Source organism: Duganella sp. (genome assembly GCF_039595735.1).
In the GTDB taxonomy this organism is placed as follows: domain Bacteria; phylum Pseudomonadota; class Gammaproteobacteria; order Burkholderiales; family Burkholderiaceae_D; genus Rugamonas.
The window spans coordinates 57,685-81,597 of the sequence record NZ_JBCNLB010000001.1; the positions used below are offsets into that span (position 1 = coordinate 57,685).

The 23,913-nt window shown below is 62.9% G+C and carries 21 protein-coding genes; 9 read left to right on the forward strand and 12 right to left on the reverse strand.

The genetic code is table 11. The features are described 5' to 3' along the window. Positions 1-160: 160 nt before the first annotated feature. Entirely contained in the window at positions 161-382 is a 222-nt protein-coding gene (locus tag ABDW57_RS00240) for a hypothetical protein (protein WP_343728197.1), read from the reverse strand. A gap of 194 nt (positions 383-576) precedes the next feature. On the opposite strand from ABDW57_RS00240, the gene ABDW57_RS00245 reads away from it, so the two are divergent. Continuing rightward, positions 577-1,998: a diguanylate cyclase gene (locus ABDW57_RS00245; RefSeq protein WP_343728198.1), complete on the forward strand. Its 1,422-nt coding sequence runs from the start codon at positions 577-579 to the stop codon at positions 1,996-1,998. A 10-nt stretch (positions 1,999-2,008) separates the two neighbouring features. Here ABDW57_RS00245 and ABDW57_RS00250 read toward each other — a convergent pair whose 3' ends face one another. The 3 genes from ABDW57_RS00250 to ABDW57_RS00260 all read right to left on the reverse strand — a co-directional run bounded on the left by ABDW57_RS00250 (position 2,009) and on the right by ABDW57_RS00260 (position 6,882). Further along, positions 2,009-2,926, reverse strand: coding sequence for an EamA family transporter (locus tag ABDW57_RS00250; RefSeq protein ID WP_343728199.1), 918 nt, complete (start codon positions 2,924-2,926; stop codon positions 2,009-2,011). 9 nt (positions 2,927-2,935) lie between these two features. Continuing rightward, a complete protein-coding gene (locus ABDW57_RS00255; RefSeq protein WP_343728200.1) occupies positions 2,936-5,110 on the reverse strand; it encodes an FUSC family membrane protein in 2,175 nt (724 codons plus the stop codon). An 83-nt stretch (positions 5,111-5,193) separates the two neighbouring features. Continuing rightward, the gene (locus tag ABDW57_RS00260; RefSeq protein WP_343728201.1) at positions 5,194-6,882 is read right to left on the reverse strand and encodes a M14 family zinc carboxypeptidase; all 1,689 of its coding nucleotides are present in this window, start codon (positions 6,880-6,882) and stop codon (positions 5,194-5,196) included. 183 nt (positions 6,883-7,065) lie between these two features. Between ABDW57_RS00260 and ABDW57_RS00265 the strand changes: the two genes are divergently transcribed. Continuing rightward, on the forward strand, positions 7,066-7,848 hold the full coding sequence (locus ABDW57_RS00265) for a hypothetical protein (RefSeq protein ID WP_343728202.1): 783 nt from the start codon (positions 7,066-7,068) through the stop codon (positions 7,846-7,848). On the opposite strand, the gene ABDW57_RS00270 is transcribed toward ABDW57_RS00265, so the two are convergent. After that, on the reverse strand, positions 7,849-8,415 hold the full coding sequence (locus ABDW57_RS00270; protein ID WP_343728203.1) for an NAD(P)H-dependent oxidoreductase: 567 nt from the start codon (positions 8,413-8,415) through the stop codon (positions 7,849-7,851). Positions 8,416-8,474: 59 nt separating this feature from the next. Then, complete coding sequence (locus tag ABDW57_RS00275) at positions 8,475-8,939, reverse strand: DUF2269 domain-containing protein (protein ID WP_343728204.1); 465 nt, start codon at positions 8,937-8,939, stop codon at positions 8,475-8,477. Positions 8,940-9,017: 78 nt separating this feature from the next. Between ABDW57_RS00275 and ABDW57_RS00280 the strand changes: the two genes are divergently transcribed. Next, positions 9,018-9,497 (forward strand): hypothetical protein, encoded by a 480-nt coding sequence (locus ABDW57_RS00280; RefSeq protein WP_343728205.1) that lies wholly within the window; start codon positions 9,018-9,020, stop codon positions 9,495-9,497. A 100-nt stretch (positions 9,498-9,597) separates the two neighbouring features. Here ABDW57_RS00280 and ABDW57_RS00285 read toward each other — a convergent pair whose 3' ends face one another. The 5 genes from ABDW57_RS00285 to purB all read right to left on the reverse strand — a co-directional run bounded on the left by ABDW57_RS00285 (position 9,598) and on the right by purB (position 15,151). Then, positions 9,598-11,751, reverse strand: coding sequence for a S46 family peptidase (locus ABDW57_RS00285; RefSeq protein ID WP_343728206.1), 2,154 nt, complete (start codon positions 11,749-11,751; stop codon positions 9,598-9,600). Between the two features lie 193 nt (positions 11,752-11,944). Further along, positions 11,945-12,511: a YceI family protein gene (locus ABDW57_RS00290; RefSeq protein WP_343728207.1), complete on the reverse strand. Its 567-nt coding sequence runs from the start codon at positions 12,509-12,511 to the stop codon at positions 11,945-11,947. Between the two features lie 23 nt (positions 12,512-12,534). Continuing rightward, entirely contained in the window at positions 12,535-13,089 is a 555-nt protein-coding gene (locus ABDW57_RS00295) for a YceI family protein (RefSeq protein WP_343728208.1), read from the reverse strand. A gap of 25 nt (positions 13,090-13,114) precedes the next feature. Beyond that, positions 13,115-13,642, reverse strand: a complete 528-nt coding sequence (locus tag ABDW57_RS00300) for a cytochrome b (RefSeq protein ID WP_343728209.1) — start codon at positions 13,640-13,642, stop codon at positions 13,115-13,117. Positions 13,643-13,774: 132 nt separating this feature from the next. Continuing rightward, positions 13,775-15,151 carry an adenylosuccinate lyase gene (purB, locus tag ABDW57_RS00305; protein ID WP_343728210.1) on the reverse strand — a complete coding sequence of 459 codons (1,377 nt, stop codon included), beginning with the start codon at positions 15,149-15,151 and terminating at the stop codon, positions 13,775-13,777. 104 nt (positions 15,152-15,255) lie between these two features. Between purB and ABDW57_RS00310 the strand changes: the two genes are divergently transcribed. The 6 genes from ABDW57_RS00310 to ABDW57_RS00335 all read left to right on the forward strand — a co-directional run bounded on the left by ABDW57_RS00310 (position 15,256) and on the right by ABDW57_RS00335 (position 23,404). Next, positions 15,256-15,864 carry a glutathione S-transferase N-terminal domain-containing protein gene (locus ABDW57_RS00310; RefSeq protein WP_343728211.1) on the forward strand — a complete coding sequence of 203 codons (609 nt, stop codon included), beginning with the start codon at positions 15,256-15,258 and terminating at the stop codon, positions 15,862-15,864. A gap of 3 nt (positions 15,865-15,867) precedes the next feature. Next, positions 15,868-16,899, forward strand: a complete 1,032-nt coding sequence (locus ABDW57_RS00315) for a LacI family DNA-binding transcriptional regulator (RefSeq protein ID WP_343728212.1) — start codon at positions 15,868-15,870, stop codon at positions 16,897-16,899. Between the two features lie 128 nt (positions 16,900-17,027). Next, positions 17,028-19,316 (forward strand): TonB-dependent receptor, encoded by a 2,289-nt coding sequence (locus ABDW57_RS00320; protein ID WP_343728213.1) that lies wholly within the window; start codon positions 17,028-17,030, stop codon positions 19,314-19,316. 16 nt (positions 19,317-19,332) lie between these two features. After that, on the forward strand, positions 19,333-21,159 hold the full coding sequence (locus tag ABDW57_RS00325) for an alpha-amylase family glycosyl hydrolase (protein WP_343728214.1): 1,827 nt from the start codon (positions 19,333-19,335) through the stop codon (positions 21,157-21,159). Beyond that, on the forward strand, positions 21,156-22,091 hold the full coding sequence (locus ABDW57_RS00330; RefSeq protein WP_343728215.1) for a PfkB family carbohydrate kinase: 936 nt from the start codon (positions 21,156-21,158) through the stop codon (positions 22,089-22,091). The genes ABDW57_RS00325 and ABDW57_RS00330 overlap by 4 nt, the downstream gene beginning before the upstream one ends. After that, positions 22,088-23,404 (forward strand): MFS transporter, encoded by a 1,317-nt coding sequence (locus ABDW57_RS00335; RefSeq protein ID WP_343728216.1) that lies wholly within the window; start codon positions 22,088-22,090, stop codon positions 23,402-23,404. Before ABDW57_RS00330 ends, ABDW57_RS00335 begins: the two co-directional genes overlap by 4 nt. Here ABDW57_RS00335 and bfr read toward each other — a convergent pair whose 3' ends face one another. Beyond that, on the reverse strand, positions 23,405-23,878 hold the full coding sequence (gene bfr, locus ABDW57_RS00340; protein WP_155464418.1) for a bacterioferritin: 474 nt from the start codon (positions 23,876-23,878) through the stop codon (positions 23,405-23,407). Positions 23,879-23,913: the final 35 nt, after the last annotated feature.

Below are 23,913 nucleotides of genomic sequence, written 5' to 3' on the forward strand. Positions count from 1 at the left end.
GGGCTTTTTGCCATATATGCTCAGTCGCTGTGCAGCTTATTCCGCCTTGTTTTCTGGCTTGTTGCCCAGGTAGAGGCGCAGCACCAGGCCGGACAGGGCGATGGCGGCAGGCAGGTTCTCGATGATGGTCAGCATGGTTTTCTCCTTGAGGTAGATTCAATTAACCGCGGGAAGCGAAGTAGCGCAGCTCAGCAGCCAGGTTGGGCGAATGCAGCTCGCTGTCGGCGGCCAAGCGGTTCAGCCACCAAATGGTTTCTTCTTTGTTGCGCTGCGACACGGCCGGCTGCACGGCGAACAGTGCGGCGATCAGTTGACGCGCGGCGTTGGCAATGTTGGCGAAGTAGCCAGTGTCAGCAAAGGTGTTCAGGGTCGTTGCGCTCATTTGAAGCTCCATAAATATTCGTTTGATGCGATGCAGTATGCGCCCGTTTCAGTAATAAATAAACTTTTGATTTGTGATACGCGCCATAAGTTATCCGTATAACTCTGCATTTTTCCTATGAAACTGCATTGCCGTATGGCAGCGAAATTCAGGTATCATTGCTGTCCACATGGCAATAATTTGATGGAGTCCGGATGTCCCTGCGCACAAAATTCATGCTGGCTTTGTTGTTGACCGGACTGGCGGCGGTTGCGATGGTGGGCGGCCTGGCCTACGTGGGCATGACCAAAAAGGTGGATACCATCCGGCGCGAGCAGGCGGCCGACCAGTTCCACTCGGTGGTGACGGCTTATCTGCAAAAGTACGGCAACTGGCAGGCCAGTCCGGGCAAGCAGGGCTTCGACGCATTCATGCAGTCAGGTGAGCATCCGCCGCCGCTGTCCGATGGTGCGCAGGATGAGGATCGCCGGCCGCCGCGCGAAGACGGGCGCGGCGCGCAAGATGACGGACGTGGTCCGCCGCGCGAAGACCGGCGAGGCCCGCAGGATGACGGCCGCGGCCCGCCGCGGGGCGAAGGTCCGGATGACGGACAGCGGCCACCACGCGGCGAAGGTTATCGTCCGCCGCGCCGCGGCGGCGAGCCGCCATTCCGCTTCATCCTGGCCGATCAGGATTTCAAGGTGCTGCTGGGCGCCGGCGTGTATCGCCACGGCGAAGCGCTGCCGGAAGCCGCGCGCAAGGATGCGCGCGCCGTCACCGTCAATGGCAGCGTGGTGGCTTACGTATCACCGGAAGGCGTGATCACGCCAAGCAAACAGGAACTTCAATATCTGGCCGCCATGCGCGACGCCCTGTGGTACGGCGTGAGCGGTGCGGCCGTGCTGGCGCTGGTCCTCGGCCTGCTGCTGAGCCGTAGCCTTGGCCGCACGCTGGGCCACCTGACCAGCGCCGTGCGCGCCATGCACGGCGGCTCGCTGCTGCAGCGCGTACCGGTCGAAGGCAAGGATGAAGTGGCCGAACTGGCCGCGGCCTTCAATGACATGAGCGAAAAGCTGGCGCGCTCGCATCAGGAATTGCAGGAGTCGCACCAGACCATTCTTCAGCAGGCCGAGCAAATGCGCGAACTCAGTGTGCGCGACGCCCTGACCAAGCTGCACAACCGCCGCCACTTCGACGAGCAGGCCACCACCTTGTTCAGCCATGCGGTACGCCACAAACGGCCGCTGGCCATGGTGATCGGCGATATCGATTACTTCAAGAAGATCAACGACCAGTTCTCCCACGCCACCGGTGACGCGGTGCTGCGCCAGGTGGGCGAGATCCTGCGCAGCCATATGCGCCTGAGCGATCTGGTGGCGCGCTACGGCGGCGAGGAATTCGTCATCGCCTTCCCGGAGACCGAGCTGCCGCAAGCCGCCGCGCTGTGCGACAAGCTGCGCGGAATTATTGAAGCCTTCCCATGGCATCAGGTACATCCGGATCTGAAGGTCACCATGAGCATGGGCGTGTACGCCGATCTCGCGGCCGGCACGGCGGAAGCCATGCTGCAAAAGGCCGACGCGCTGCTGTACCGCGCCAAGGAGACGGGGCGCAACCGCGTCTGCTTCGCGGCCTGATTCGCGGCCTTCACAGCGCCCGGCGGTCCAGCCAGCGGCCGCCAAACATGGTGCACACCAGCGCCGCCACAATCAGCGCAATACCGGCCCACTGCCAGCTGTTGATGGTATCGCCCAGCGTCACCATGCCGGAGGCAATGCCCACCACCGGCACGCCCAGGCTGAACGGCGCCACCCGATTGACCGGGTGGCGCTTCAACAGCCGGGTCCACATCGCATAGCCGATGATGGTCGAGATCCAGCCGACATACGCTACCGCCACCCAGGTCGCAAACGGCGCATCAACCCACTGCCAGCGCGTGGCCGGATCATCGAACGCCAGCGACAGCAGTACGAACGGCACAATGGGCACGGCGCCGCACCAGACAATAAAGCTGATCACATCGAATTCCGGCGTCTCCTTCTGCGCCCGCCGCACGACGATATTCGACACCGCCCACATGGCGGCGCCGGCCAGGCACAGCGCAAAGCCGGCCGGTGTGATGTCGGCCGAATGCACGGCTTGCACGGAGCTCATGCCAAAGCACAGCAAGCCCACCGCCGCCAGCGCCAGGCCGGCCAGCAAGGCGCGGCTGGTGCGCTCCTTCAGCAGCATGAAGCCGAAGATGGCGGTGAAAAAGACCTGCGTCTGCAAAATGACGGAAGCCAGCGAGGCCGACATGCCCACCTTCAGCGACAGAAACAACAGGCCGAATTGGCTGACGCCCTGGCTGAAGCCGTAAGCCAGCACCCATTTGGCCGGCAGCCTGGGGGGCTTCACAAACAGGATCAACGGCAGGATGGCGAACACATAGCGCGCTGCGCCCAGCTGGAACGGCGTCAGGTTGCGCAGGCCGACTTTCATGGCGACGAAGTTGGTGCCCCAGATAAGGACCACCACCAGGGCGGAGAGCAGGTCGCGGGTGCTGAAGGATGAGTTGGAAGTCATCCCTCCATGTTACGTCACATCGCGCAGGATTGCTTCGCTGTGGACGATGATTTTCACCGCGTCCGCTTGCAGCAGGCGAATGCGTCGTTGAACCAGCGGCCAGCCGGACCACGGCACCAGCGCCGCTGCCGCCGCCGCCGCATCCTGCGCGGACAGGGTGGATGCCGACATCAGCGCATCCTCGCGCGCTTCGGCCGCATGCGGATCGAGCGCGTGCTCCAGAATCTGCACCACCTGCTCGTGGCTCTCGGCCAGCATGGCGTTCAGCTGTTCGGCCGGCAGTTCCTTCACGTGGCGGCGCAGAATGGCGCGCAGGGCCGCCACGTGCGCCATCAGCAGGTAGTTCTGCACCATGAACAGATTGATGTCTTCCACCGCGCGCTGCTTGCTGGATGGCTCGTCCAGCATGCGCGCCAGTGCGGAGCTCAGGCCGGCCAATGAGTCCATCAGGCGCTTGCGTTCGATGCGGTAGGCGAAATCGTCCTTGCATTTCCCCTGCAGCAGATCGAAGCTGGCCTGCATGTAGCGCAGGTTCACATCCAGCACGCCGCGCACCAGGCGTGGCAGGCTTTGATACTCCCAGTTCGCCAGCACAAAGCTGAACGCCGTCGCCACCGCCGCGCCGACGATGGTGTCGATCAGCCGCTCCATGATCAGGTTCTCGTTGCCTGGCGCGATCAGGTACATCTGCAGCAAAATCATCACGCTGACCGCCACCGCCGCATAGCGGTAGCGCAGATAGACGAAGGTCGGCATGGCCACGGTGGACAGCACCAGCGCACCGAGGATAAACGCGGGATAGTTGAGGAACTTGAGGATCAGCGCCGTGATGAAGCAGCCGATCACCGTGCCGACGATGCGGTCGCGCCGGCGCTGCTTGGTCATGCTGAACGACGGCTTCAGGATAATCACGATGGTCAGCACGATCCAGTAGCTGTGCGCCGCATACGGCAGCCACGCGCCGATCAGCAGGCCGACCGAAATCGCCATCGCCACCCGCAGCGAGAAACGGAAGATCGGCGAATCCCAGCGCAGGTGCGACAGAATCATGCGGAACTCGTACTTCTGCTGCGACAGGAATGGCCCCATGTCGGCATCGGCCCAGAAGGGCGTGGTGTCGTAGGCCTTCTGGCTGGCCTGATGCAGCTCACCGATCATCTTGATGATGGCGCGGATCTTGTTGCGCTGGGCGCGCAGCACGGCCAGTGCTTCCTGCTGAGGCTTGCCCTCGTTGATGCGCTGCTGGATGGCCGCCAGTTCGGCCTCGATGGCGTCCAGCTCCGGCTCGTACGAAATCTCCGGATACGAAGCCTTCTTGCGCGTGACGTCATACGCCACCGATTCAATATCGCGCGCCGCCTTGTAGGCCAGGTCATGCAGCGTTTTCAGCACCGGCGAATCCACCAGATGCACGCGCAGCTGCGCGTAGTCGGTATGGGTGGACAGGATCAGCTCATACAAATCCAGCATGCAGACGTGCACCTGCACCACGATCGCGTCCTTGGCATTGTTATGGGCGCGCAGGATCAGGTCGCGCGATGCCTGCTGGCGGTCGGCCAGCAGGCTTTGATGGCGGATCAGTTTATTGAATTGCTCGGTGAGGTTGTAGCGCGCGTCGTAGAAGTCGGCCTTGATGTCGATGTAGGCCGCCAGCTCGAACAGCGCTTCCGCCAGCACCTGCTGCTTGATGCGGTGGCGCAGTATCCACGAGATGCCCATGGCGTAAGCCAGATAGGCCACCGCGCCCAGCGTGAATAAGCCGGTATGGACGAAGGACTGGCGCACCGTCATCGAATGTTCCATCGACATGGTCATGATGAACAGCGTGGCCAGTTGCAGCGGCATCGACTTGCGGCCGTACACCACCATCATGCAGGCGCCAAAGCTGATCGCCACCAGCATGGTCATGAGCAGCCAGTGATATGGCGCGCACAGGCTGATTAACAGGGTGACGGCGCTGCACAGCAGCACCGAGGCGCTCATCTCGTTGAACTTGTGGCGCAGGGGGCTGGGCATGTCCATCAGTGCGGTGCAGAGCGCGCCGATGCACACCGTCATGGCGGTGGCCAGGTCGGCAAATTGGAGCGTGATCAGCGTGACGCCCACCAGTCCGGCGGCGAAGCGCAAGCCAAGATAAAAGTAATGGCTGTAGAAGAAGGTTCGGAAATTTAACGCGTAATGCATGGCCTGGGCCTTGTGGGCAGCTTGCATGCGCACCGCAGGATCGCCGCGGTGCGCATGTTGAATGACGCAGAGGGACTACTTTTTTACAGTACGGAGAGCACCGGATAGCGGCGCCACTCAGGTTCCTGGTGGCGTTTGCCGTTGGCGAAGATGAAGCCGAGCACCGCGTCCTGATCCGACAGCAGCGCCGGATTGGCGGCTTTCCAGGCTTCGAATCCGGCTTTCAGTTCTGGTTCGGTTTCCAGCATTTCCATGGCCAGGTCTTCGAACACGTAGTCGGAGTAGTTCTCTTTTTTCTCCAGCACGCTGTTGAAGAAGCCCCAGCGGAAGAAGGAGTCATGGCCTTGCGGTTCCAGCGTTTCGACGGCGTAGCGGGCGTTGGCCTGCTTGAGCGGAATGAAGTAGTCGCCCGGCTGCACGGTAAAGCTGCCGGTGCGCGCTTCCAGCTGCACTTCGTCGTGGTACATATGGCCTTCGTAGGCGGTCGGGCGCGAGGTGACGGAGACGATGTGGTAATACTGCGCTTCCACGGTGGAGGCTTCGTCAAAGCGCGCCATGTCGACGCCATTCCATTGCAGGCGCTCGATGGCTTCGCGCCAGGCTTGCGGCACGATGTAGCCTTTTGGCGCACGCACGGTGGCTGCCGGCACGAAGCTGTTGTAGTAGGCGATGTCCTTTTCCCACGGCTTGCTGCGGTCGTACGACAGGCGCTGGTAGTCGCCCAGCAGGGATGGGCTGCGCTTTGCTTCGTAGCCTTTGAAGCGGAAGGTCGATGGATTGTTTTCGTCCATCTTCCAGGCCACGGTCCATTCGCTGGCGTTGGCGGCCTGCTCGCGCGCTTCGGCGCGCAGCTGCCTGATTTGTTCGCCGTGCGAGACGGTGAAAGCCATGGTCACGTCCAGCAGGGCGCGCATCGAATCGTAGCGGTCCTTGAAGGGCTTGAGCATGTGCGTCTCCGGCATGAAGCCGATCACATGATGCAGGGCGGCGAAGCCGGTCGAGAAGCGCGGCACTTCCAGGAACTCGGCGATGCCGTCGTCCGGCGTGTCCCTGACCGGATTGACGTACGGGCAGGTCGGCCAGCCTTTCGCTTCCATCTCCTTGTAGATGTGCGGCAGCATGGTCTCGCGCAGGAAGGGGCCGAGGCCGTAGCCCAGCTTGTCCGCCTGCGTGTGGATCAGGGTCATGGTGTACGGATAATCGGCGCCGTTGGAGGTGTGGGTATCGACCATCACGTCCGGGTCCCAGCTGGTCAGCAGCTGATTGAAGATGCGGGCGTTGAGCGTGTCGCACTTGACGAAGTCGCGGTTCAGGTCGAGGTGGCGGCTGTTGCCGCGGAAGCCGAATTGCTCCGGGCCGTCCTGATTGACGCGCGAGGTGTTGGCGCGGTTCAGCGCGCCGTCAACGTTGTACAGCGGGACGAACAGCAGCACAGTCTTGCCGAGCGCCGCCAGCTTGGCTGCATCGAAGCACAGGTCGCGCACGATGGCCATGCAGGCATCCACGCCTTCGGGTTCGCCGGGGTGGATGCCGTTGTTGTTGAAGAAGACGGGGCGGCCTTCGGCCTTGATCTGGGTGCGATCGTGCACACCGTCGGCACTGACCACGCCGGCGTGCACCGGGATGCCGCCGTCGGACACGCCGATCTGCTCAAATCGCAGCACTTGCGGGAAGCGCTGCGCCAGGGCTTCGTAGAAGGCGATGCATTCGCTCCACGTGGTGGTCTGGTTTTGATTGCCTTTTTCGTAAGGCGTCGGCATGTCTGGGTGCATGGTCGTCTGGATCTCAGCGGGTGTTTTGGGGGAAGGCGGGCTGGATAAGCCCGCTGTCGAGGGCGAGATTGTATCATCGTGCCCGTTTTTTGAGCGCCGGCAGCGCCAGCGTTGCGTTGCTTCAAAGAAAACTCTGGCGGGCGGTGTTCTACTGGCCTGGTGAAAATCAGCCAGGGGAACGGGATGCGGACCTTGATCGTGGTGGCGGTGCTGGCGCTGGTGTGCAGCTGGGGCGTGGCGCAGATTGGCCCGCGCTATGTGATCGAACTGCGCAGCCAGGGCGGCGGCACGGTGGGCATGGCGCAGGGGCGCGTGCAGTTGGCGGGCAAGGGGATGGCGCTGATCCGCTTTCAGGGCCTGCGCGTGCTGGCGGTGGATGCGGATAGTGAGGCCTACAGCGGGGAAGCGGTGCGTGGCTGGCCGGCGGCCGATGTGCTGCTGGTGCTGCCGGCCGCCGCCGGGCACTACGAAGGGCTGGCGCCGCTGCGCGCGCTGCGCCATGGCATGCCGGTGATCGTGGCGGAAACCCCGGTTGAGATGCAGGCGGCCCAAACGGCCCACGCAATGCAAGCGGCCCAAGCGGCCCAAGCGGCGCGGACACCGGGCGCGGCTGGGACTGCGGCGGACGGGCCGCAGCTGTATCCCATGCAAGTCTGGAACACGCTTGACCTGCGCAAGCAAAACACGCGCTTGCGGGTGACGGCGATGGCCGGCGCGCCAGGCACACGCGGCGTGGCTGGCTTCATGCTGGAGATGGGGAACAGCCGCTCATCCTACCGCCTCTACATCAGCGGCGGGCAGGACGAGGCGGTGACGCTGGCGCAGCGCCTGCCGGGTGCGGACCTGGCGCTGCTGCCGGCCCGCGAGGCGCCATTGCTGCTGGTGCTCAATCGCGGCGCACCGGCGGCGCGCGAACCGGCCGCGTTGACCACGGCCGGCTACGCCTTCACTGCGATCAGGCGCTGATCATTTCTTGCCGGTGGTTTCGACCCACTGGGCGTAGGCGTCGATGAATTTCTTCAGGAACTGTTTGGTGCTGTCGTTATTGATCTTGCCGTCCGGGCCGAGCAGATTGGCGGCGCCGCCGATGTAGGCTTCCGGCTGCTGCAACAGCGGCATGTCGAGGAACACCATCGACTGACGCAGATGGTGGTTGGCGCCGAAGCCGCCGGTCGCGCCGGGCGACACGCTGACGATGGCTGCCGGCTTGCCGCTCCACACGCTGGCGCCGTAAGGCCGCGAACCGACGTCCAGCGCGTTCTTCAGCGCGGCCGGCGTCGAGCGGTTGTACTCGGGCGTGAAGAACAGCACGCCATCGACATCCTTGATGCGCTGACGGAAATGCGTCCACGCCTGCGGCGCCACCGCACCGTTCTCTTCCAGATCCTGGTTATACATCGCCAGCTCACCGATCTCGACGATTTCGAACTCCAGCGATGGCGGCGCCAGCGCGATGACTTCGTGGGCGAATTTCCGGTTCAGCGAATCCTTGCGCAAGCTGCCGATCACAACGGCGATTTTCTTCGCGGGCATGACATCTCCTTACGGTAAGTGGGCGGAAGCCATACTGTAACCTATCCGCCAAAAAACGCTCACACCGGCTTGGCGACCATCAGGTAGAACACGGCGAGCAGGGCGAAGAAGGCGGGAGCACCGAGGACGACCCAGGCGGTGAAATAGCGCCAGAAGGCGCGCGGCAGTTCGCGCCCGGTGGCGGCGGCCGCCGCCGACAGGTCGCGCAGCCGTATCTGCAGCCACACGACCGGCAGCCAGCACGCCAGGGCAATCAGATACAGCACCAGCGACCACATGATCCAGCGGCTGTGCATGGGATAGCCGGCCAGATGGATGAGATAGAAGCCGGTGGCCGGCTGCACGATCATGGTCACGCCGGTAAATAGCCAGTCGGCAATCACGACCATGCGCGTGACGGACGCGATCACCCGCGTGTCGCGGCTGATGACGGCAAACAGCAGATACCACGCGGTGCCAATGCCAGTGCCAAACAACAGCGTCGACGACAAAATGTGCAGCCACTTGTAGATGAAGTATTCCATGCCATTCCTTACGCCGCGCCGTGCGATTCATTTTTTCGGTATCTTGGCTTTGACCTTACACCAAACGGGAGAATGGCCATGGACGATTGGAAGACTGCGATAGGAAAGGGCATGCTGCCCGGCGCGCTGGCCAGCGTGGCTTCGGCAGCCGTGCTGGCGCTGCGCGGCAAGCAGGAAGCCGGTCATGTGTTCGCAGGGCACAATGCCATTAGTCACTGGCTGTGGGGCGACAAGGCTTTCCGCAAGGATGCGCCGACATGGAAATACACGCTGGTCGGCTACGGCATCCACCACGCCAGTTCCCTGATGTGGGCCAGCTTGTTCGAGCAGGCGGCGGGCAAGGTGCTGGACCGCAAATCGCCCGGCGCCACGCTGGCGGCATCAGCGGCGGCCACAGCGGTGGCCTGCTTTGTCGATTATCAGATGACGCCCAAGCGCCTGCGTCCCGGCTTTGAAGAACGGGTGTCGCGCAGTTCGCTGGCGTTGGTGTACACGGCTTTCGGGCTGGGACTGGCGGCCGGCGCGTTGCTTAACCACCGTGACAAGGACCAGGCTTGACCGAGTCCCCAAAGATCCGCCTTGGCTGCTGCCGATGCCTGGCTGGCGCAGCATGGAGCTGCGGTGGGCCGCACCTCCACGCGGTAACACACTGCGCCGCTTAGTCTGCGTTCATTTCTTTCAGCAGATTGTCGGCGTGGTCGACGTGCTTCATGTTCCACAGGATGTAGCGCAGGTCAACCTGAATGTCGCGCGTCATGGCCTTGTTGAAGTCCCAGTCGGAGATGATGGAATCCAGCGTGCCGTCAAACGCCAGGCCGATCCACTCGCCCTTGCTGTTCAGCGCGGCCGAGCCGGAGTTGCCGCCGGTGATGTCCAGCGTCGCCAGGTAAGCCACCGGCACCGATTTCAGCACCGGATCGACATACTTGCCGAAGTCCTTCTCCTTGATGGCTTTCAGCTGCGCGGCCGGGGCGTTGAACTCGCCCTGGCCGGTGGCCTTGGCCGCCACGCCCTGCACCGTGGTGAAGGCCTTCCAGATGGTGCCGTCCGCACCCGGATCGCGGCCGGCGATCTTGCCGAAGGTCACGCGCAGGGTGCTGTTGGCGTCAGGATAAACCGCCTGGCCCTTGCTGTGCATGTAGGCGATCTTCGCCTTCATGTAGTTGGCATAGGCTTGCTGCAGCTTGCCGCCCAGTTCCTCTTCTTCCGCTTCGGCCTTCAGATCCGGCTCGTACAGGGCCACGGCAGCCTTGATGAAGCTGTCGTCGCTGGCCTTGAAGTCTTCCGGCTTGCGTTCCAGCCAGGCCTTGCGCTGCTCGGCATCGCCCAGCTTGCTGCCGGCGTACAGCTTGTCCAGCGCCGCTTGCAGCTCGGCCTTGCTCATGCCGTCCTTGATGCCGACCACGGCATCAAACGCGGCGTTGCGCTGCGCTGCCGGCTGGGCGGCATACTTGGTCAGGCTGTTCAGCACCAGTGCCGTGTCCACCTTCTCGTCATAGTTGCGTACCAGAGCGTCAACCGCAGCCTTGATGCGCGGCACGTCGCGTTGCTGGAAGCCCGACTTGCGCTCGACATCCGGCTTGGCATTTTCATTGGCCAGACGGTACAGCGTGCGCGCCGTGTTCAGCAGGCGCGGCTTGGACGAACTGAAGTAATAGTCGCGCTTGTATTCCGCATCGCGCTGGGCGATCAGTTTTTCCACCGCTTCGATATCGCCGGCGTACTCGGCCTTGCGCTTGGCGTCGGCATTGATCCACTGCTTCAGCGCTTCGTGCTCGGCGGTCTTACGCTTGAGCATGTCGCTGCCGGCGTAGGAATCGAGCATGCCCTGACGGTTCTTGTAATAGTTGTTGATATTGGCCACTTGCGACGCGTACTTCAGCGCGGTGTCCTTGTTGTCCTTGGTGGTATCGGCAATGATGGCCAGGCTTTCGGCCGAGGACTTCACGAACGCCGGGTAGCTCCAGTCGAAGGTAAACGCCACTTCCGACGGCAGGCGGTGACGGTTGGTGCGGCCCGGGTAGCCCAGCACCATGATGAAATCGCCTTCCTTCACGCCTTCCTTGGCCAGCTTCAGGTAGTGCTGCGGCAGGTAAGGCACGTTATCCTTGCTGTAGTCGGCGGCCTTGCCGTCCTTGCTGACGTAGGCGCGGTAAAAGCCGTAATCGCCGGTATGGCGCGGCCACATCCAGTTGTCGGTATCGCCGCCGAACTTGCCCACGCCTTCCGGCGGCGCGTGCACCAAGCGCACGTCGCGGATTTCCAGTTGCTTGATCAGGTAGAACTCCAGGCCGCCGTAATAAGACGACACGGTACAGCGGTGGCCGGGATCTTTCTCGCACTCGGTCTGCAGGGCTTTCTGGTTTTTCTCGATGGCATCGCTGCGCTGCTTGCCGTTCAGCTTGGCCACGGCCGGGGTGATGATCTGTTTGCTGACATCGGTCACCGCCTTGGTCACGTAGACGCGGGTGCCCGGTGCGGCGGGCAGTTCCTCGCCCAAGTTATGGGCCAGGAAGCCGTTGGCCAGCAGATCGCGTTGCGGCGTCGAATTGTGGGCCACGCTGCCGTACACGCAATGGTGATTGGTGGCGACCAGGCCCTGGGGCGACACGAACGAGGCCGAGCAGCCGCCCAGGCTGACGATGGCGCCCATCGGGAATTCGGTCAGCTTGGTCAGATTGGCGGGATCGAGTTTGAGGCCGGCTGCCTTCAGTTGCTTGGCTACTTGTGGCAGCTGCTGCGGCATCCACATGCCTTCATCGGCATGGGCTGCGGTGCTCAGGATGGCGAGCACGAGGAGGGATTTTTTCATTTGTCTTCCTGATAAATTGTGGCGAACAAAGTATCGTCAGACCTTACGTTCGCGTCAACCAGAATTTTCAGGAAAATAACTCCGGGGTCATAACTCCGGGGTCAGGTCCGCCATTTCTACACGGGCTGTGCCGTAGCGGCCGCTACGGCACAGCCCGTGTAGAAATGGCGGACCTGACCCCGGAGGTGGCGGGTTACTCGGCTTTGATGGCTTCGATCTGGATAGCCAGTTTCACTTCCGGCGAGAAGTTCGGCAGGCCGTAGTTCAGGCCGAAGTCGCTGCGCTTGAATTCGGCGCTGGCGTCGGCGCCGCACACTTCACGCTTCAGGCGCGGGTGCATGATGCACTTGAACTTGTTCACTTTCAGCGCCACCGGCTTGGTCACGCCCAGCATGGTCAGCTCGCCGTCCACCGCCACCAGCTTGTCACCGTCGAACTTGAACGATTTGCTGGTGTAGGTGATGGTCGGGAATTTCTCCACATTGAACATGTCCGCGCCCTTGGCGTGCGAGTTCATTTTGTCGAAGCCGAAGTCGATCGACGCGGCGTCGATTTTCACGTCCAGCGCGCCGGTCTTGGCGGCAGTATCCAGGGTCACGGTGCCGCTGGTTTTGTCAAACTTGCCGCGCCATACCGACAGGCCCATGTGGTCGGCTTCGAAGCTGGGGTAGGTGTGCGTCGGGTCGATGTTGTAGGTGGCGGCGATGGCGGAGGTGGCCGAAGCGGCCAGCAGCGCGGCGATCAGGATCTGCAATTTCATGTGGTAAGTCTCCCTTGAGTGGTTTATTGCGCAGCTACTACGTGGAATTTGATGGTGACGTCGTCGGCCACCATGCTGGTGTCTTTCCATTCGCCTTCACCGATGTTGTAGGCCAGGCGCTTGATCGGCACGGCGCCGTCAAACACCTGGGTCTTGCCGTCAGCCTTGACGGTCAGCGGGAAGGTGACGTCGGTGGTCTTGCCTTTGATGGTCAGCTTGCCGGTCACGGTCAGCTTGCCGGTGCCGGCCGGCTTGATCGAGGACGAGACGAAGGTGGCTTTCGGGAACTGCGCGGCGTTGAACCATTCCTTCTTGGCCACTTCCTTGTTGTACTCGGCGTCGCCCAGGTCCATGCTGCCGGTGTCCACTTCCACCGTGGCTTTGGCGGTTTCCGGCTTGGTCGCATCGTAATCGATGTTGGCGGTGAATTTCTTGAACTTGGCGTCCACCGGCACGTTCATTTGCTTGAAGGTGGCGGTCACGGTGCTCTTGGCCGGATCGGTCTTCAGGGCCGCGGCGCTGGCGGCAACGGCGACACCCATCAGGGAAACGAGGGCGATTTTTTTCATGGTGTTCATGTTATGGGGCTCCAGTGGGTGAGATTTACAGCGGCAGCATGCGTTTCAGCGTGACGTCGCGGTCGACAAAGTGGTGCTTGAGTGCGGCCAGGGCGTGGGCGACTACTGCTGCGGCCATCGTCATGGTCAAAACATAATGTACAGTTTTTAAAGTTGCCTTAAGTTCAGGATCTGCTGCCAGCGGGGCCGGCATCTGCCACAGGCCCAGGTAGACCACCGGCACGCCGGCCGCGTAGGTGTACAGATAGCCGGAGATCGGCACGGCAAAGATCAGGAAGTACAGCAGGTAGTGCATGCCCTCGGCGATCTTGTGCTGCCAGTCCGGAATCGAGGCCAGCTTGGGCGGCGGCTGATGGGTGACGCGCCACAGCACCCGCAGCACGGCCAGCAACAGCACCGTGACGCCCATCCACTTATGCCAGGAGAAGTACTTCAGCTTGGTGGGCGAAAAGCCGGGAATGGCGACCATGGACAGGCCGAGGAAGAAGGTGGCGATGATGAGCAAGGCGACTAGCCAATGCAGCAACATGGCGATTTTGGTATAGCGTGGCATATAGCAGCTCCGGAAATAGTACGTGTTAGGACTAATATACCAAAGAAACCTGAAGCGTGCTTGCACAGGCGAAAAAAAGCCCCGGGACGCAGGCGCCGCCGGGGCTAGTGTAGAGCAGTTTGCTGAATTACATCAGATGGCTTTAGCCAGAGCTGCGGCAATGCCGGTGTAGTTCGACGGGGTCATGGCCAGCATCAGGTCCTTGGCTTCCTGCGGCACGGCCAGGCCGTTGATGAACTCCTGCAGCGCGGCTTTGGAGATGCCCTTGCCGCGGGTCAGCTCTTTCAGCTGCTCATACGGGTTGGCGATGCCGTAGCGGCGCATCACGGTCTGCACTGGCTCGGCCAGCACTTCCCAGTTGGCGTCCAGGTCGGCTTCCAGGCGCTGCGGGTTGACTTCCAGCTTGTTCAGGCCGCGCAGGCAGCTGTCGTAGGCCAGCAGGGCGTAGCCGAGGCCGACGCCGATATTGCGCAGCACGGTCGAGTCGGTCAGGTCGCGTTGCAGGCGCGAGACCGGCAGCTTCTCGGACAGGTGTTTCAGTACGGCGTTGGCCAGGCCCAGGTTGCCTTCCGAGTTTTCAAAGTCGATCGGGTTGACCTTGTGCGGCATGGTCGATGAACCGATTTCACCGGCCTTCAGCTTCTGCTTGAAGTAGCCCAGCGAGACGTAGCTCCAGATGTCGCGGTTCAGGTCCAGCAGGATGGTGTTGGCGCGCGCGAAGGCGTCGAACAGTTCGGCCATGTAGTCGTGCGGCTCGATCTGGATGGTGTACGGGTTGAACACCAGGCCCAGGCGCTGCTCGATAACGTTCCGGGAGAATGCCGGCCAGTCAAACGATGGGTAGGCCGACAGGTGGGCGTTGTAGTTGCCGACCGCGCCGTTCATCTTGCCCAGGATTTCCACCTGCTCGATGCGCTTGATGGCGCGCTGCAGGCGGGCGACCACGTTGGCCATTTCCTTGCCCAGGGTGGTCGGGCTGGCGGTCTGGCCGTGGGTGCGCGACAGCATCGGCAGTTCGGCATTGGCGTGGGCGATTTCAGTCAGCTTGGCGATGACTTTGCGCAGCGACGGCAGCATGACGTTATCGCGCGCCGCTTTCAGCATCATGCCGTGCGAGGTGTTGTTGATGTCTTCCGAGGTGCAGGCGAAGTGGATGAACTCCGACGCCGCCACCAGCTCCGGCACATCCTTGACCTGCTCCTTCAGCCAGTACTCGACCGCCTTGACGTCGTGGTTGGTGACTGCTTCGATTTCCTTGATGCGGGCCGCATCTTGTTCGGTGAAGTCGGCGGCCAGCTTGTCCAGCAGGGCGTTGGCTTCGGCCGAGAACGGCTTGATCTCGTCAAAACCGGCCAGCGACAGCGCTTGCAGCCAGGAGATTTCTACTTTGACGCGGTGGTGCATGAAGCCGGATTCGGACAGGATGGGGCGCAGCAGATCGGTTTTACCGGCGTAGCGGCCGTCCAGCGGCGACAGGGCCGACAGCGTGGAGTAAGGAGTAGTGGTCATGATGGAAAGAACGGAAGTTGAAAGAGCAGACCGTGATTTTACCATTGGCCGGCCCCGGAGCCGCCGATGTTATACTGGGGCCTGTTCTTCCTCTCTAAGCGTCTATGAAACTTATCGGTTCCCTCGCCAGCCCTTACGTCCGCAAAGTGCGCGTGGTGCTGGCGGAAAAAAAGCTCGATTACCAGTTTGAATTGGAAAATGTGTGGGCGGCCGACACCACCATCAGCCAGCTCAACCCGCTTGGCAAGGTGCCCAGCCTGGTCATGGAAGATGGCACGGTGATGATCGACTCGCGCGTCATGGTGGAATACCTGGATACCCTGACCCCGGTCTGCAAGCTGCTGCCGCCGAACGGCCGCGACCGCGCCGACATCAAGTGCTGGGAAGCGCTGGCCGACGGCATGCTGGATGCGGCCGTGAGCGTGCGCCTGGAGCGCACCATGCGTCCCAAGGAACTGCAAAGCGAGGAATGGATGGCGCGCCAGATGCACAAGGTGGCGCTGGGCCTGAAGGCGCTGTCGGACAAGCTGGGCGACCAGCCTTACTGCGCCGGCATCCATTACTCGCTGGCCGACGTGGCGGTGGGCTGCACGCTGGGCTGGCTGTCGTTCCGCTTCCCGGACATCGCCTGGCGCGACGATTATCCCAACCTGGCCAGGCTATACGACAAGCTGTCCGAGCGCCAGTCGTTCAAGGACACGGTTCCGGCCTGATCCATGCCGAAGACCACGCCCGAAGCAGAAAGCCGGCGCCTGCAAATGGCCGACATCGCGCGGCTGGCGGGCGTGTCGACTTCCACCGTCTCGCGCGCGCTGGCCGGCAGCAAGCTGATCAGCGAAGAGACGCGCACCCGCGTCATGGAACTGGCGCGTTCGCTCAACTACAGCATCAACATCGGTGCGCAAAACCTGCGCATGAAGCAGAACCGCACCGTCGGCGTGGTGGTGCCGTACGACCCGGACACCCGCCAGCACCTGTCCGATCCCTTCTTCCTGTCCATGCTGGGCAGCCTGGCCGATGCGCTGACCGAGCAGGGCTTCGACATGCTGGTGTCGCGGGTGGACGCCAGCACGCTGGATGCCGCCGCCGCGCCCTTCGATACCGGCCGGGTGATCGGCATCGTGCTGATCGGCCAATGGCGTCATCATGATCAACTGAACCAGCTGGCCGCGCGCCATGTGCCCATCGTGGTATGGGGCGCGCAGCTGCCGCAACAGCTGTACTGCACCGTCGGCAGCGACAATCTGGCTGGCGGCGCGCTGGCCGGCGCGCACCTGCTGGCGCAGGGGCGCCGGCGCATCGCCTTCTTTGGCGACATCAATCTGCCGGAAATCGGCCAGCGCTACGCAGGGCTGTGCCAGGCGCTGACCGCGGCCGGCATCGCGCCTGATCCGGCGCTGCTGGTGCCGGCCTCCTTCGTGCCGGACGGCGGCCGCCTGGCGGTCGAGCAGCTGCTGGCCGCTGGCGCGGCGTTTGACGCCATTTTCGCCGGCAGCGACCTGATGGCCATGGAAGCCATCAACGCCCTGCGGCAGCGCGGCCTGGAGGTGCCGGGCCGCGTGGCGGTGGTCGGCTATGACGACATCCAGCTGTCCAGCTATTTCCACCCGCCGCTGACCACGGTCCAGCAGCCTATCCAGGAGGCTGGCCGGGCGCTGGTCGCCGCCCTGCTGGAACTGACCGAGGGCCGTCCCGCGCCCTCGCAGCAACTGCCTACCCAACTGATTGTCCGCCACAGTACTGTGTGATTTGTGCAACCGATTGCATTCGGATTTAAAAGCCGTAACAAAAAGTCTTTTGCATTTTCATGCAATCGATTGCATAATGCGTCCATCTGCTCAATAAAGCAGCAACAACGACAATACTGGAGACAACCATGCACCATCGCACCCTCAAACTGGGCGGCATCGCTGCCGCTGTCGCAACCGCCGTCCTGCACATGGGCAACGCCGCCGCGCAGGAGGCGCCGCCTTCGGACGGCCTGAACATGGAGCGCGTGGTGGTCACCGGCACCAGCACGGCGTCGTCCAAGATGAAGACCAGCGTGTCCATCAGCACCCTGGAAGGCGACACCATCAAGAACGCCGCGCCGCTCAGCGCGGCCGAGGTGCTGCGCTCGGTGCCGGGCGTGCGTTCGGAATCGTCGGGCGGCGAGGGCAACGCCAACATCACCGTGCGCGGCGTGCCGATTTCGGCCGGCGGCGCGCGCTATGTGCAGATCCAGGAAGACGGCCTGCCAGTGCTGCAATCGGGCGATTTCAACTTCATCACGCCAGACAGTTATGTGAAAATCGACGGCACGCTGGACCACCTGGAAGTGGTGCGCGGCGGTTCGGCCTCCACGCTGGCGACCAATGCGCCGGGCGGCATCATCAACTTCATCACCAAGACCGGCGAAGAGAAGGGCGGCCACATTGCCATCAGCCGTGGCCTGGGCTACGACGAAACCCGCTACGACTTCGACTACGGCGCCCCGATTTCCGACAAGACCCGCTTCTTCATCGGCGGTAACTACCGCACCGGTGAAGGCGTGCGCAACACTGGCATGAGCACCGAAGGCGGCGGCCAGATCCGCGGCAATATCACGCATGATCTGGACAATGGCTTCATCCGCCTGTCGTTCAAGCACCTGGACGACAAGGCGCCGACCGCGCTGCCGGTGCCGGTGCAGGTGGTGAACCAGCAGATCCGCGAAATTCCGGGCATTGATCCGCGCACGGTCAGCTTCTATTCGCCGTACTGGGTGCGCGACGTGGTGCTCAGCAAGAACAACACGCCGGTCTCCACCAACGTCAACGACGGTTTGAAAGTGAAGAGCGATTCCATCGGCCTGGAAGGCTCGTTCGATCTGGGCGACGGCTGGAACCTGAACAACAAGTTCCGTACCTCGGACAACAGCGGCCGCTTTGCCGGCGTGTTCCCGGCCAATAACGGCACGGTCGGCAGCTATATCTTTGCCACCGGCCCCAACAAGGGCAAGGCTTACAACGGCCGCGCCTTCTCCGCCGTGGTGTTCAACACCTCGATCGACGATGCCGGCAACACGCTGAACGACACCAGGCTGGCCAAGACCTTCAAGCTGGCGGACGGCTCCAGACTGACCACCACCGCAGGCCTGTACCTGTCGACGCAGAAGCTGGCACTGACCTGGAACTTCAACGAATACCTGATGCAGGCCACCGGCGACAAACCGGCGCTGCTGCAAACCGCCAGCGCCACGCCGGGGCTGGTGGGGCCGGCCTTCGGCGGCTGCTGCTCGCGCGCGGTGGATATGGAGTATAAACTCACCTCGCCTTACCTGAACCTGGGCTATGAAACCGGCCCGCTGAATGTGGATGCCAGCATCCGTCAGGACCGCCAGCGCGCCAGCGGCACCGCCAACATCGCGACCATGAGCAACGGCGCGCTGCGCTACGATGCGGCCACCGAGCAGTTTGTCGACTACAAGCTGAATCACAATTCGTACTCGGTGGGCGGCAACTACGCATTCACGAAAAACCTGTCGGCGTTTGCCCGCGTCAGTGATGGCGTGGCCTTCAATGCGGACCGCATCCTGTTTGGCACGCCGCTGGACGGCAGCGCACCGATCAACATCAACACCGTCAAGCAAGTGGAAGGCGGCGTGAAATGGCGCAGCGGCGGCATCAGCACCTTCGTCACGCTGTTCCAGGCCAAGACCGACGAGAGCAATTACGAAGCGACCACCCAGCGCAGTACCTCCAACAAGTACGACGCCAAGGGCGTGGAGCTGGAGGGCGCTTACAGCAATGGCGGCTTCCGCATCACCGGCGGCATGACCTATACCGACGCCAAGATCGTCGGCACCGCAGCAGCGGATGTCGCCAATATCGGCAACACGCCGCGCCGCCAGGCCAGGTACATCTACCAGCTGGCGCCGAGCTACAGCTTTGGCAGTGCCACGGTTGGCGCCAGCTTGATCGGCACCGGCAAGTCGTGGGGCGACGATGCGCACACCATCGTGCTGCCGGCGTATGAAGTGGTGAACGCCTTCGTCAACTACAGCCTGACCGAGAAAGCCACGCTGTCGCTGAGTGTGAATAATCTGTTCAACAAGATCGGTTACACCGAAGTGGAAGGTGACGGTCACGCTGCCCGCTCCATCTCCGGCCGTGCCGCGAAAGTCAGCCTGTCCTATGCCTTCTAATGTGATGATGGACCGCATGCTCGCGGTCCTGCCCGAGGAACTGCGGCCGCAAGCCGCGCAGCGCCTGGCCGCCAACGAGCCGGTGCTGCGCCGGCTGCTGGCTGGTTTGTACGGCGGGCATGCGGGCTTCGATACCTGGCTGGGCGAGTTGATGGCGTCACTGGGCGCGCTGTACGCGGCACGCCCGGCCGAGCTGCGCGCGCTGGATGAACAGCGCGCAGCGCAGCCGGACTGGTTTCTCAGCCAGCGCATGCTGGGGTATTGCGCGTATGTGCAGAACTTCGGCGGCGATCTGAATGGCGTGGCGGCGCGTATCCCGTATCTGCAGGAGATGGGCGTCAGCTATCTGCATCTGCTGCCTTTCCTGCGGGCGCGCGCCGGTGAAAATGACGGCGGCTTTGCGGTGTCCAGTTTTGACGATGTCGAACCATCGCTAGGCACCAATGCGGATCTGGTGGCGTTGACCACGCAGCTGCGCAAGGCCGGCATCAGCCTGTGCTCGGACTTCATCCTGAACCACGTGGCGGACGACCACGCGTGGGCGCTTGCCGCCAAAACCGGCGACGAGGAAGCGCGCGCCATGTTCCTGGTTTATCCGGACCGCGAAATGCCGGACCGTTATGAGCGCACGCTGGGTCAGGTGTTCCCGCAAGTCGCACCGGGTAATTTCACGCCGGCGCTGGGCGGCTGGGTGTGGAGCACCTTCTACCCGTATCAGTGGGATCTGAACTACGCCAATCCGGCGGTGTTCGCGGCGATGGCGGCCGCCATGCTGCGCCTGGCGAATCGCGGCATCGAAGTATTCCGCCTCGATTCCACCGCTTTCCTGTGGAAGCGCGAAGGCACCAACAGCATGAACCAGCCGGAGGCGCACCAGATCCTGCAAGCCCTGCGCGCGATTGTCGATATCGTCGCGCCGGGCGTGTTGCTCAAGGCGGAAGCCATCGTGCCGACCAAGGAACTGCCGGCCTATCTTGGCAGTACCGACGCGCGCGAATGCCACATCGCCTATCACAGCAGCCTGATGGCGGCCAGCTGGCTGGCCTTGTCCGAGCAGGGCACCGGCGCGCTGCGTGAAGTCATCCGCAACACCCCGGAGCTGCCGCCGGCGGCAACGTGGCTCAGCTACGTGCGCTGCCACGACGACATCGGCTGGAACGTGCTGCGCGCCGAGGCGGGAGCGGATGCCGCCGCACGGCTGGCGCGCGCCTCGCGCTTCTTTGCCGGCGCCGAAGGCAGCTATGCATGCGGCGCCGCCTTCCAGAGCACCGATCCGAACGCGGCGCACGGCAGCAACGGCGCGGCCGCCTCGCTGGTGGGGCTGGAAACCGCCAACACCGCGGAGGAGCGCGCACTGGCCATGCGCCGCCTGTTGCTGCTGCATGGTCTGGCGCTGTGCTTTGGCGCGCTGCCGGTGCTGTACATGGGCGACGAGCTGGCGATGGAAAACGATTACAGCTACCTGCATCGCCCGCAGCACGCCATGGACAGCCGCTGGCTGCAACGCCCGGTATTCGACCGCGCCCGCTGGAAGAGCCGCGACTATGAAGGCGCCGAGGCGGGCCGCATGTACCAATCCCTGCTGCGATTGGTGCACGCGCGCCGCCAGCACGACGCACTGGCCGCCAACGCACCCCGCACGCTGCTGGCCGATGCGCCGGACGGCATGCTGGCGCTGGCGCGCGGCGAGCGCTTTGTCACCTTGATGAATTTCTCCGGCCGGCCGCAAACCTACGCCTTGCAAGGGCAGTGGACCGACTGCCTGGACGGGCGCATACTGGATGGCACGGTCACGCTGGAACCGTATGCAATGCACTGGCTGGAACGTGGAGCGACAGCATGAGCCAACACACCATCGCCGTCTTCGGCGAAGCACTGGTCGACGATTTCATTACCGAACAGGTGGTGGGCGGCGCGCCGTTCAATGTGGCGCGCAACCTGGCGGCCTTCGGCGTCGCCACGTTGATGGTCACCCGCATTGGCGCCGACAAGAATGGCGCCCTGCTGCGCCAGGAGTTCCAGCGCTTCGGCATGAGCGAGGCCGCGCTGCAAGTGGACGAACGCGAAGCCACCGGCCGTGTGGTGGTCGAGCGTGACGCTGGCGGCCACCGTTTCATCATCCTGCCCGACCAGGCGTACGATTACGTGGAGGCCGCGCCGGCGTTGAAGGCGCTGGCGGACGCGCAGCCGGACGTGATCTACTTCGGCACCATGGCGCAGCGCCACCAGCAATCGCGCACCACCTTGCGCGCCATGCTCGAAGCGTCGAAAGCACAGCGCTACCTCGACCTCAACGTGCGCGAAGGGCAGGTCACCGAGCGCATCGCCCATGAGTCGCTCAAGCTGGCCGATATCGTCAAGGTCAATGAGGACGAGCTGCAAGACCTGTTCAAGTGGTACACCCATACGCAGCCCGGCACCGGCGCGGCCGACAGCCCGGCCATGCGCGACGCATGCCTGGTGCTGATGCGCACCTTCGGTTTGCGCGGGCTGATCGTCACGCTGGGCGCACGCGGCGCGATGTACTTTGAGGCCGACGGCACGGTGACCGCCAACCACGAATGCCACGCGCCAGCTCACATCGTTGACACGGTGGGCGCCGGCGATGCTTTCTCCGCCGTGTTCCTGTTCGGTCAATCGCAAGGCTGGCCGCTGGCTGTCACGCTGGCGCGCGCCAATGCATTTGCTGGCGCGATCTGCGGCATCTCGGGCGCGGTGCCGGCCGATATCGGCTTCTACACCGCCTGGATAAAAAGCTGGGGAGCCGCATCATGAAGCCGCGCCTGTCGTTCTGGCAGATCGTCAACATGAACATTGGATTCTTCGGCATCCAGTTCAGCTTTGGCCTGCAACAGAGCAGCATGAGCCCCATCTACAAATACCTGGGCGCCGATGAAGCCAGCCTGCCCTATCTGTGGCTGGCCGGCCCGATGACCGGGCTGCTGGTGCAGCCGCTGATCGGCGCCATGAGCGACCGCACCATCACGCGCTGGGGGCGGCGCACGCCATACTTCCTGATCGGTGCCATCCTGTGCAGCCTTGGCCTGCTGGCCATGCCGTTCAGCCCCACGTTGTGGATGGCGGCCAGCCTGCTGTGGATACTGGACGCGGCCAACAACGTCACCATGGAACCGTACCGCGCGTTCGTCAGCGACAAGCTGCGGCCGGAGCAGCACTCGATCGGCTTCCTGACGCAAAGCGCCTTCACCGGCCTGGGGCAAACGCTGGCTTACCTGACGCCGTCGCTGCTGGTCTGGCTGGGCATGAACAAGGATGCGGTCAACGGCAGCCACATTCCGCACATCGTCATTGTCGCTTTCATGATCGGCGCGGTGTTCTCGATCAGCTCCGTGCTGTGGACCCTGAAGACCACCAAGGAAAATCCGCTCACCGAAGCCGAACTGCAGGCGATGCGCGCCAGGCCGGCTGGCTGGCGCCATGCCCTGGGCGATATCGCCAGCGCGGTGCGCGAGATGCCGTCCACCATGCGCCAGCTGGCGTGGGTCAAACTGTTCCAGTGGTACGCCATGTTTTGCTACTGGCAGTACATCATGCTGTCGCTGTCGACCACCATCTACGGCACCACCGACCAGACCTCGCAAGGCTTTCGCGATGCCGGCCTGCTGACGGGGCAGGTGGGGGCGTTCTACAACTTCATCGCGTTTGTGGGCGCGCTGGCGCTGGTGCCGTTCACCCGCCGCTACGGGCCGAAGATCACGCACAGCGTCTGCCTGGCGCTGGCCGGCGTGGCGATGCTGAGCATCCCGCAGATTCATACGCCGGCATTGCTGTATGTGCCGATGCTGGGCATCGGGCTGGCGTGGGCCAGCATCATGGGCAATCCGTATGTGATGCTGGCGGGCTGCATTCCGCCGGAGCGCACCGGTGTCTACATGGGCATCTTCAATATGTTCATCGTGATCCCGATGATCATCCAGATCTTCACGCTGCCGCTGTACTACCGCAGCCTGCTGGGTGGGAATCCGGAGAATGTGATCCGCCTGGCCGGTGTGCTGATGCTGTGCGGCGCAGTGGCTGTGTTGATGGTCAAGATAAAAAAACGCCAGCTTGAGGCTGGCGTTTTGTGATCACTCTTCGTTCATCTGGCTTTGCAGGTAGTTCTGGATGCCGATCTTGCCGATCAGGTCCAGCTGCGTTTCCAGCCAGTCGATGTGTTCTTCGGTATCTTCCAGAATCATCAGCAGCAGGTCGCGCGACACGTAGTCGGCGGCCTTCTCGGCGGCGGCGATGCCTTCCTTGACGGTGATCTGCGCGCCACGTTCCAGCTTCAGGTCGCAGTTGATCATCTCTTCGGTGTTCTCGCCGATCATGATCTTGTGCATGGCTTGCAGGTTCGGCAGGCCGTCCAGCATCAGGATGCGGTCGATCAGTTTGTCGGCGTGTTTCATTTCGCCGATCGATTCTTCGTATTCTTTCTTGCCGATCTTTTCCAGACCCCAGTGTTTGTACATGCGAGCATGCAGGAAGTACTGGTTGATGGCAGTGAGTTCGTTGGTCAGCTGTGCATTCAGCAAGCGGATGACTTCTTGGTCGCCCTTCATGGCTGGCTTTCTAAGTAGTTGCGGAATAGCGGCAT

Bases quoted from the DNA above. Each gene is read 5' to 3' on its own strand.
- ABDW57_RS00240 (WP_343728197.1), bottom strand. From the start codon at position 382: ATGAGCGCAACGACCCTGAACACCTTTGCTGACACTGGCTACTTCGCC.
- ABDW57_RS00245 (WP_343728198.1), top strand. From the start codon at position 577: ATGTCCCTGCGCACAAAATTCATGCTGGCTTTGTTGTTGACCGGACTG.
- ABDW57_RS00250 (WP_343728199.1), bottom strand. From the start codon at position 2,926: ATGACTTCCAACTCATCCTTCAGCACCCGCGACCTGCTCTCCGCCCTG.
- ABDW57_RS00255 (WP_343728200.1), bottom strand. From the start codon at position 5,110: ATGCATTACGCGTTAAATTTCCGAACCTTCTTCTACAGCCATTACTTT.
- ABDW57_RS00260 (WP_343728201.1), bottom strand. From the start codon at position 6,882: ATGCACCCAGACATGCCGACGCCTTACGAAAAAGGCAATCAAAACCAG.
- ABDW57_RS00265 (WP_343728202.1), top strand. From the start codon at position 7,066: ATGCGGACCTTGATCGTGGTGGCGGTGCTGGCGCTGGTGTGCAGCTGG.
- ABDW57_RS00270 (WP_343728203.1), bottom strand. From the start codon at position 8,415: ATGCCCGCGAAGAAAATCGCCGTTGTGATCGGCAGCTTGCGCAAGGAT.
- ABDW57_RS00275 (WP_343728204.1), bottom strand. From the start codon at position 8,939: ATGGAATACTTCATCTACAAGTGGCTGCACATTTTGTCGTCGACGCTG.
- ABDW57_RS00280 (WP_343728205.1), top strand. From the start codon at position 9,018: ATGGACGATTGGAAGACTGCGATAGGAAAGGGCATGCTGCCCGGCGCG.
- ABDW57_RS00285 (WP_343728206.1), bottom strand. From the start codon at position 11,751: ATGAAAAAATCCCTCCTCGTGCTCGCCATCCTGAGCACCGCAGCCCAT.
- ABDW57_RS00290 (WP_343728207.1), bottom strand. From the start codon at position 12,511: ATGAAATTGCAGATCCTGATCGCCGCGCTGCTGGCCGCTTCGGCCACC.
- ABDW57_RS00295 (WP_343728208.1), bottom strand. From the start codon at position 13,089: ATGAACACCATGAAAAAAATCGCCCTCGTTTCCCTGATGGGTGTCGCC.
- ABDW57_RS00300 (WP_343728209.1), bottom strand. From the start codon at position 13,642: ATGCCACGCTATACCAAAATCGCCATGTTGCTGCATTGGCTAGTCGCC.
- purB (WP_343728210.1), bottom strand. From the start codon at position 15,151: ATGACCACTACTCCTTACTCCACGCTGTCGGCCCTGTCGCCGCTGGAC.
- ABDW57_RS00310 (WP_343728211.1), top strand. From the start codon at position 15,256: ATGAAACTTATCGGTTCCCTCGCCAGCCCTTACGTCCGCAAAGTGCGC.
- ABDW57_RS00315 (WP_343728212.1), top strand. From the start codon at position 15,868: ATGCCGAAGACCACGCCCGAAGCAGAAAGCCGGCGCCTGCAAATGGCC.
- ABDW57_RS00320 (WP_343728213.1), top strand. From the start codon at position 17,028: ATGCACCATCGCACCCTCAAACTGGGCGGCATCGCTGCCGCTGTCGCA.
- ABDW57_RS00325 (WP_343728214.1), top strand. From the start codon at position 19,333: ATGCTCGCGGTCCTGCCCGAGGAACTGCGGCCGCAAGCCGCGCAGCGC.
- ABDW57_RS00330 (WP_343728215.1), top strand. From the start codon at position 21,156: ATGAGCCAACACACCATCGCCGTCTTCGGCGAAGCACTGGTCGACGAT.
- ABDW57_RS00335 (WP_343728216.1), top strand. From the start codon at position 22,088: ATGAAGCCGCGCCTGTCGTTCTGGCAGATCGTCAACATGAACATTGGA.
- bfr (WP_155464418.1), bottom strand. From the start codon at position 23,878: ATGAAGGGCGACCAAGAAGTCATCCGCTTGCTGAATGCACAGCTGACC.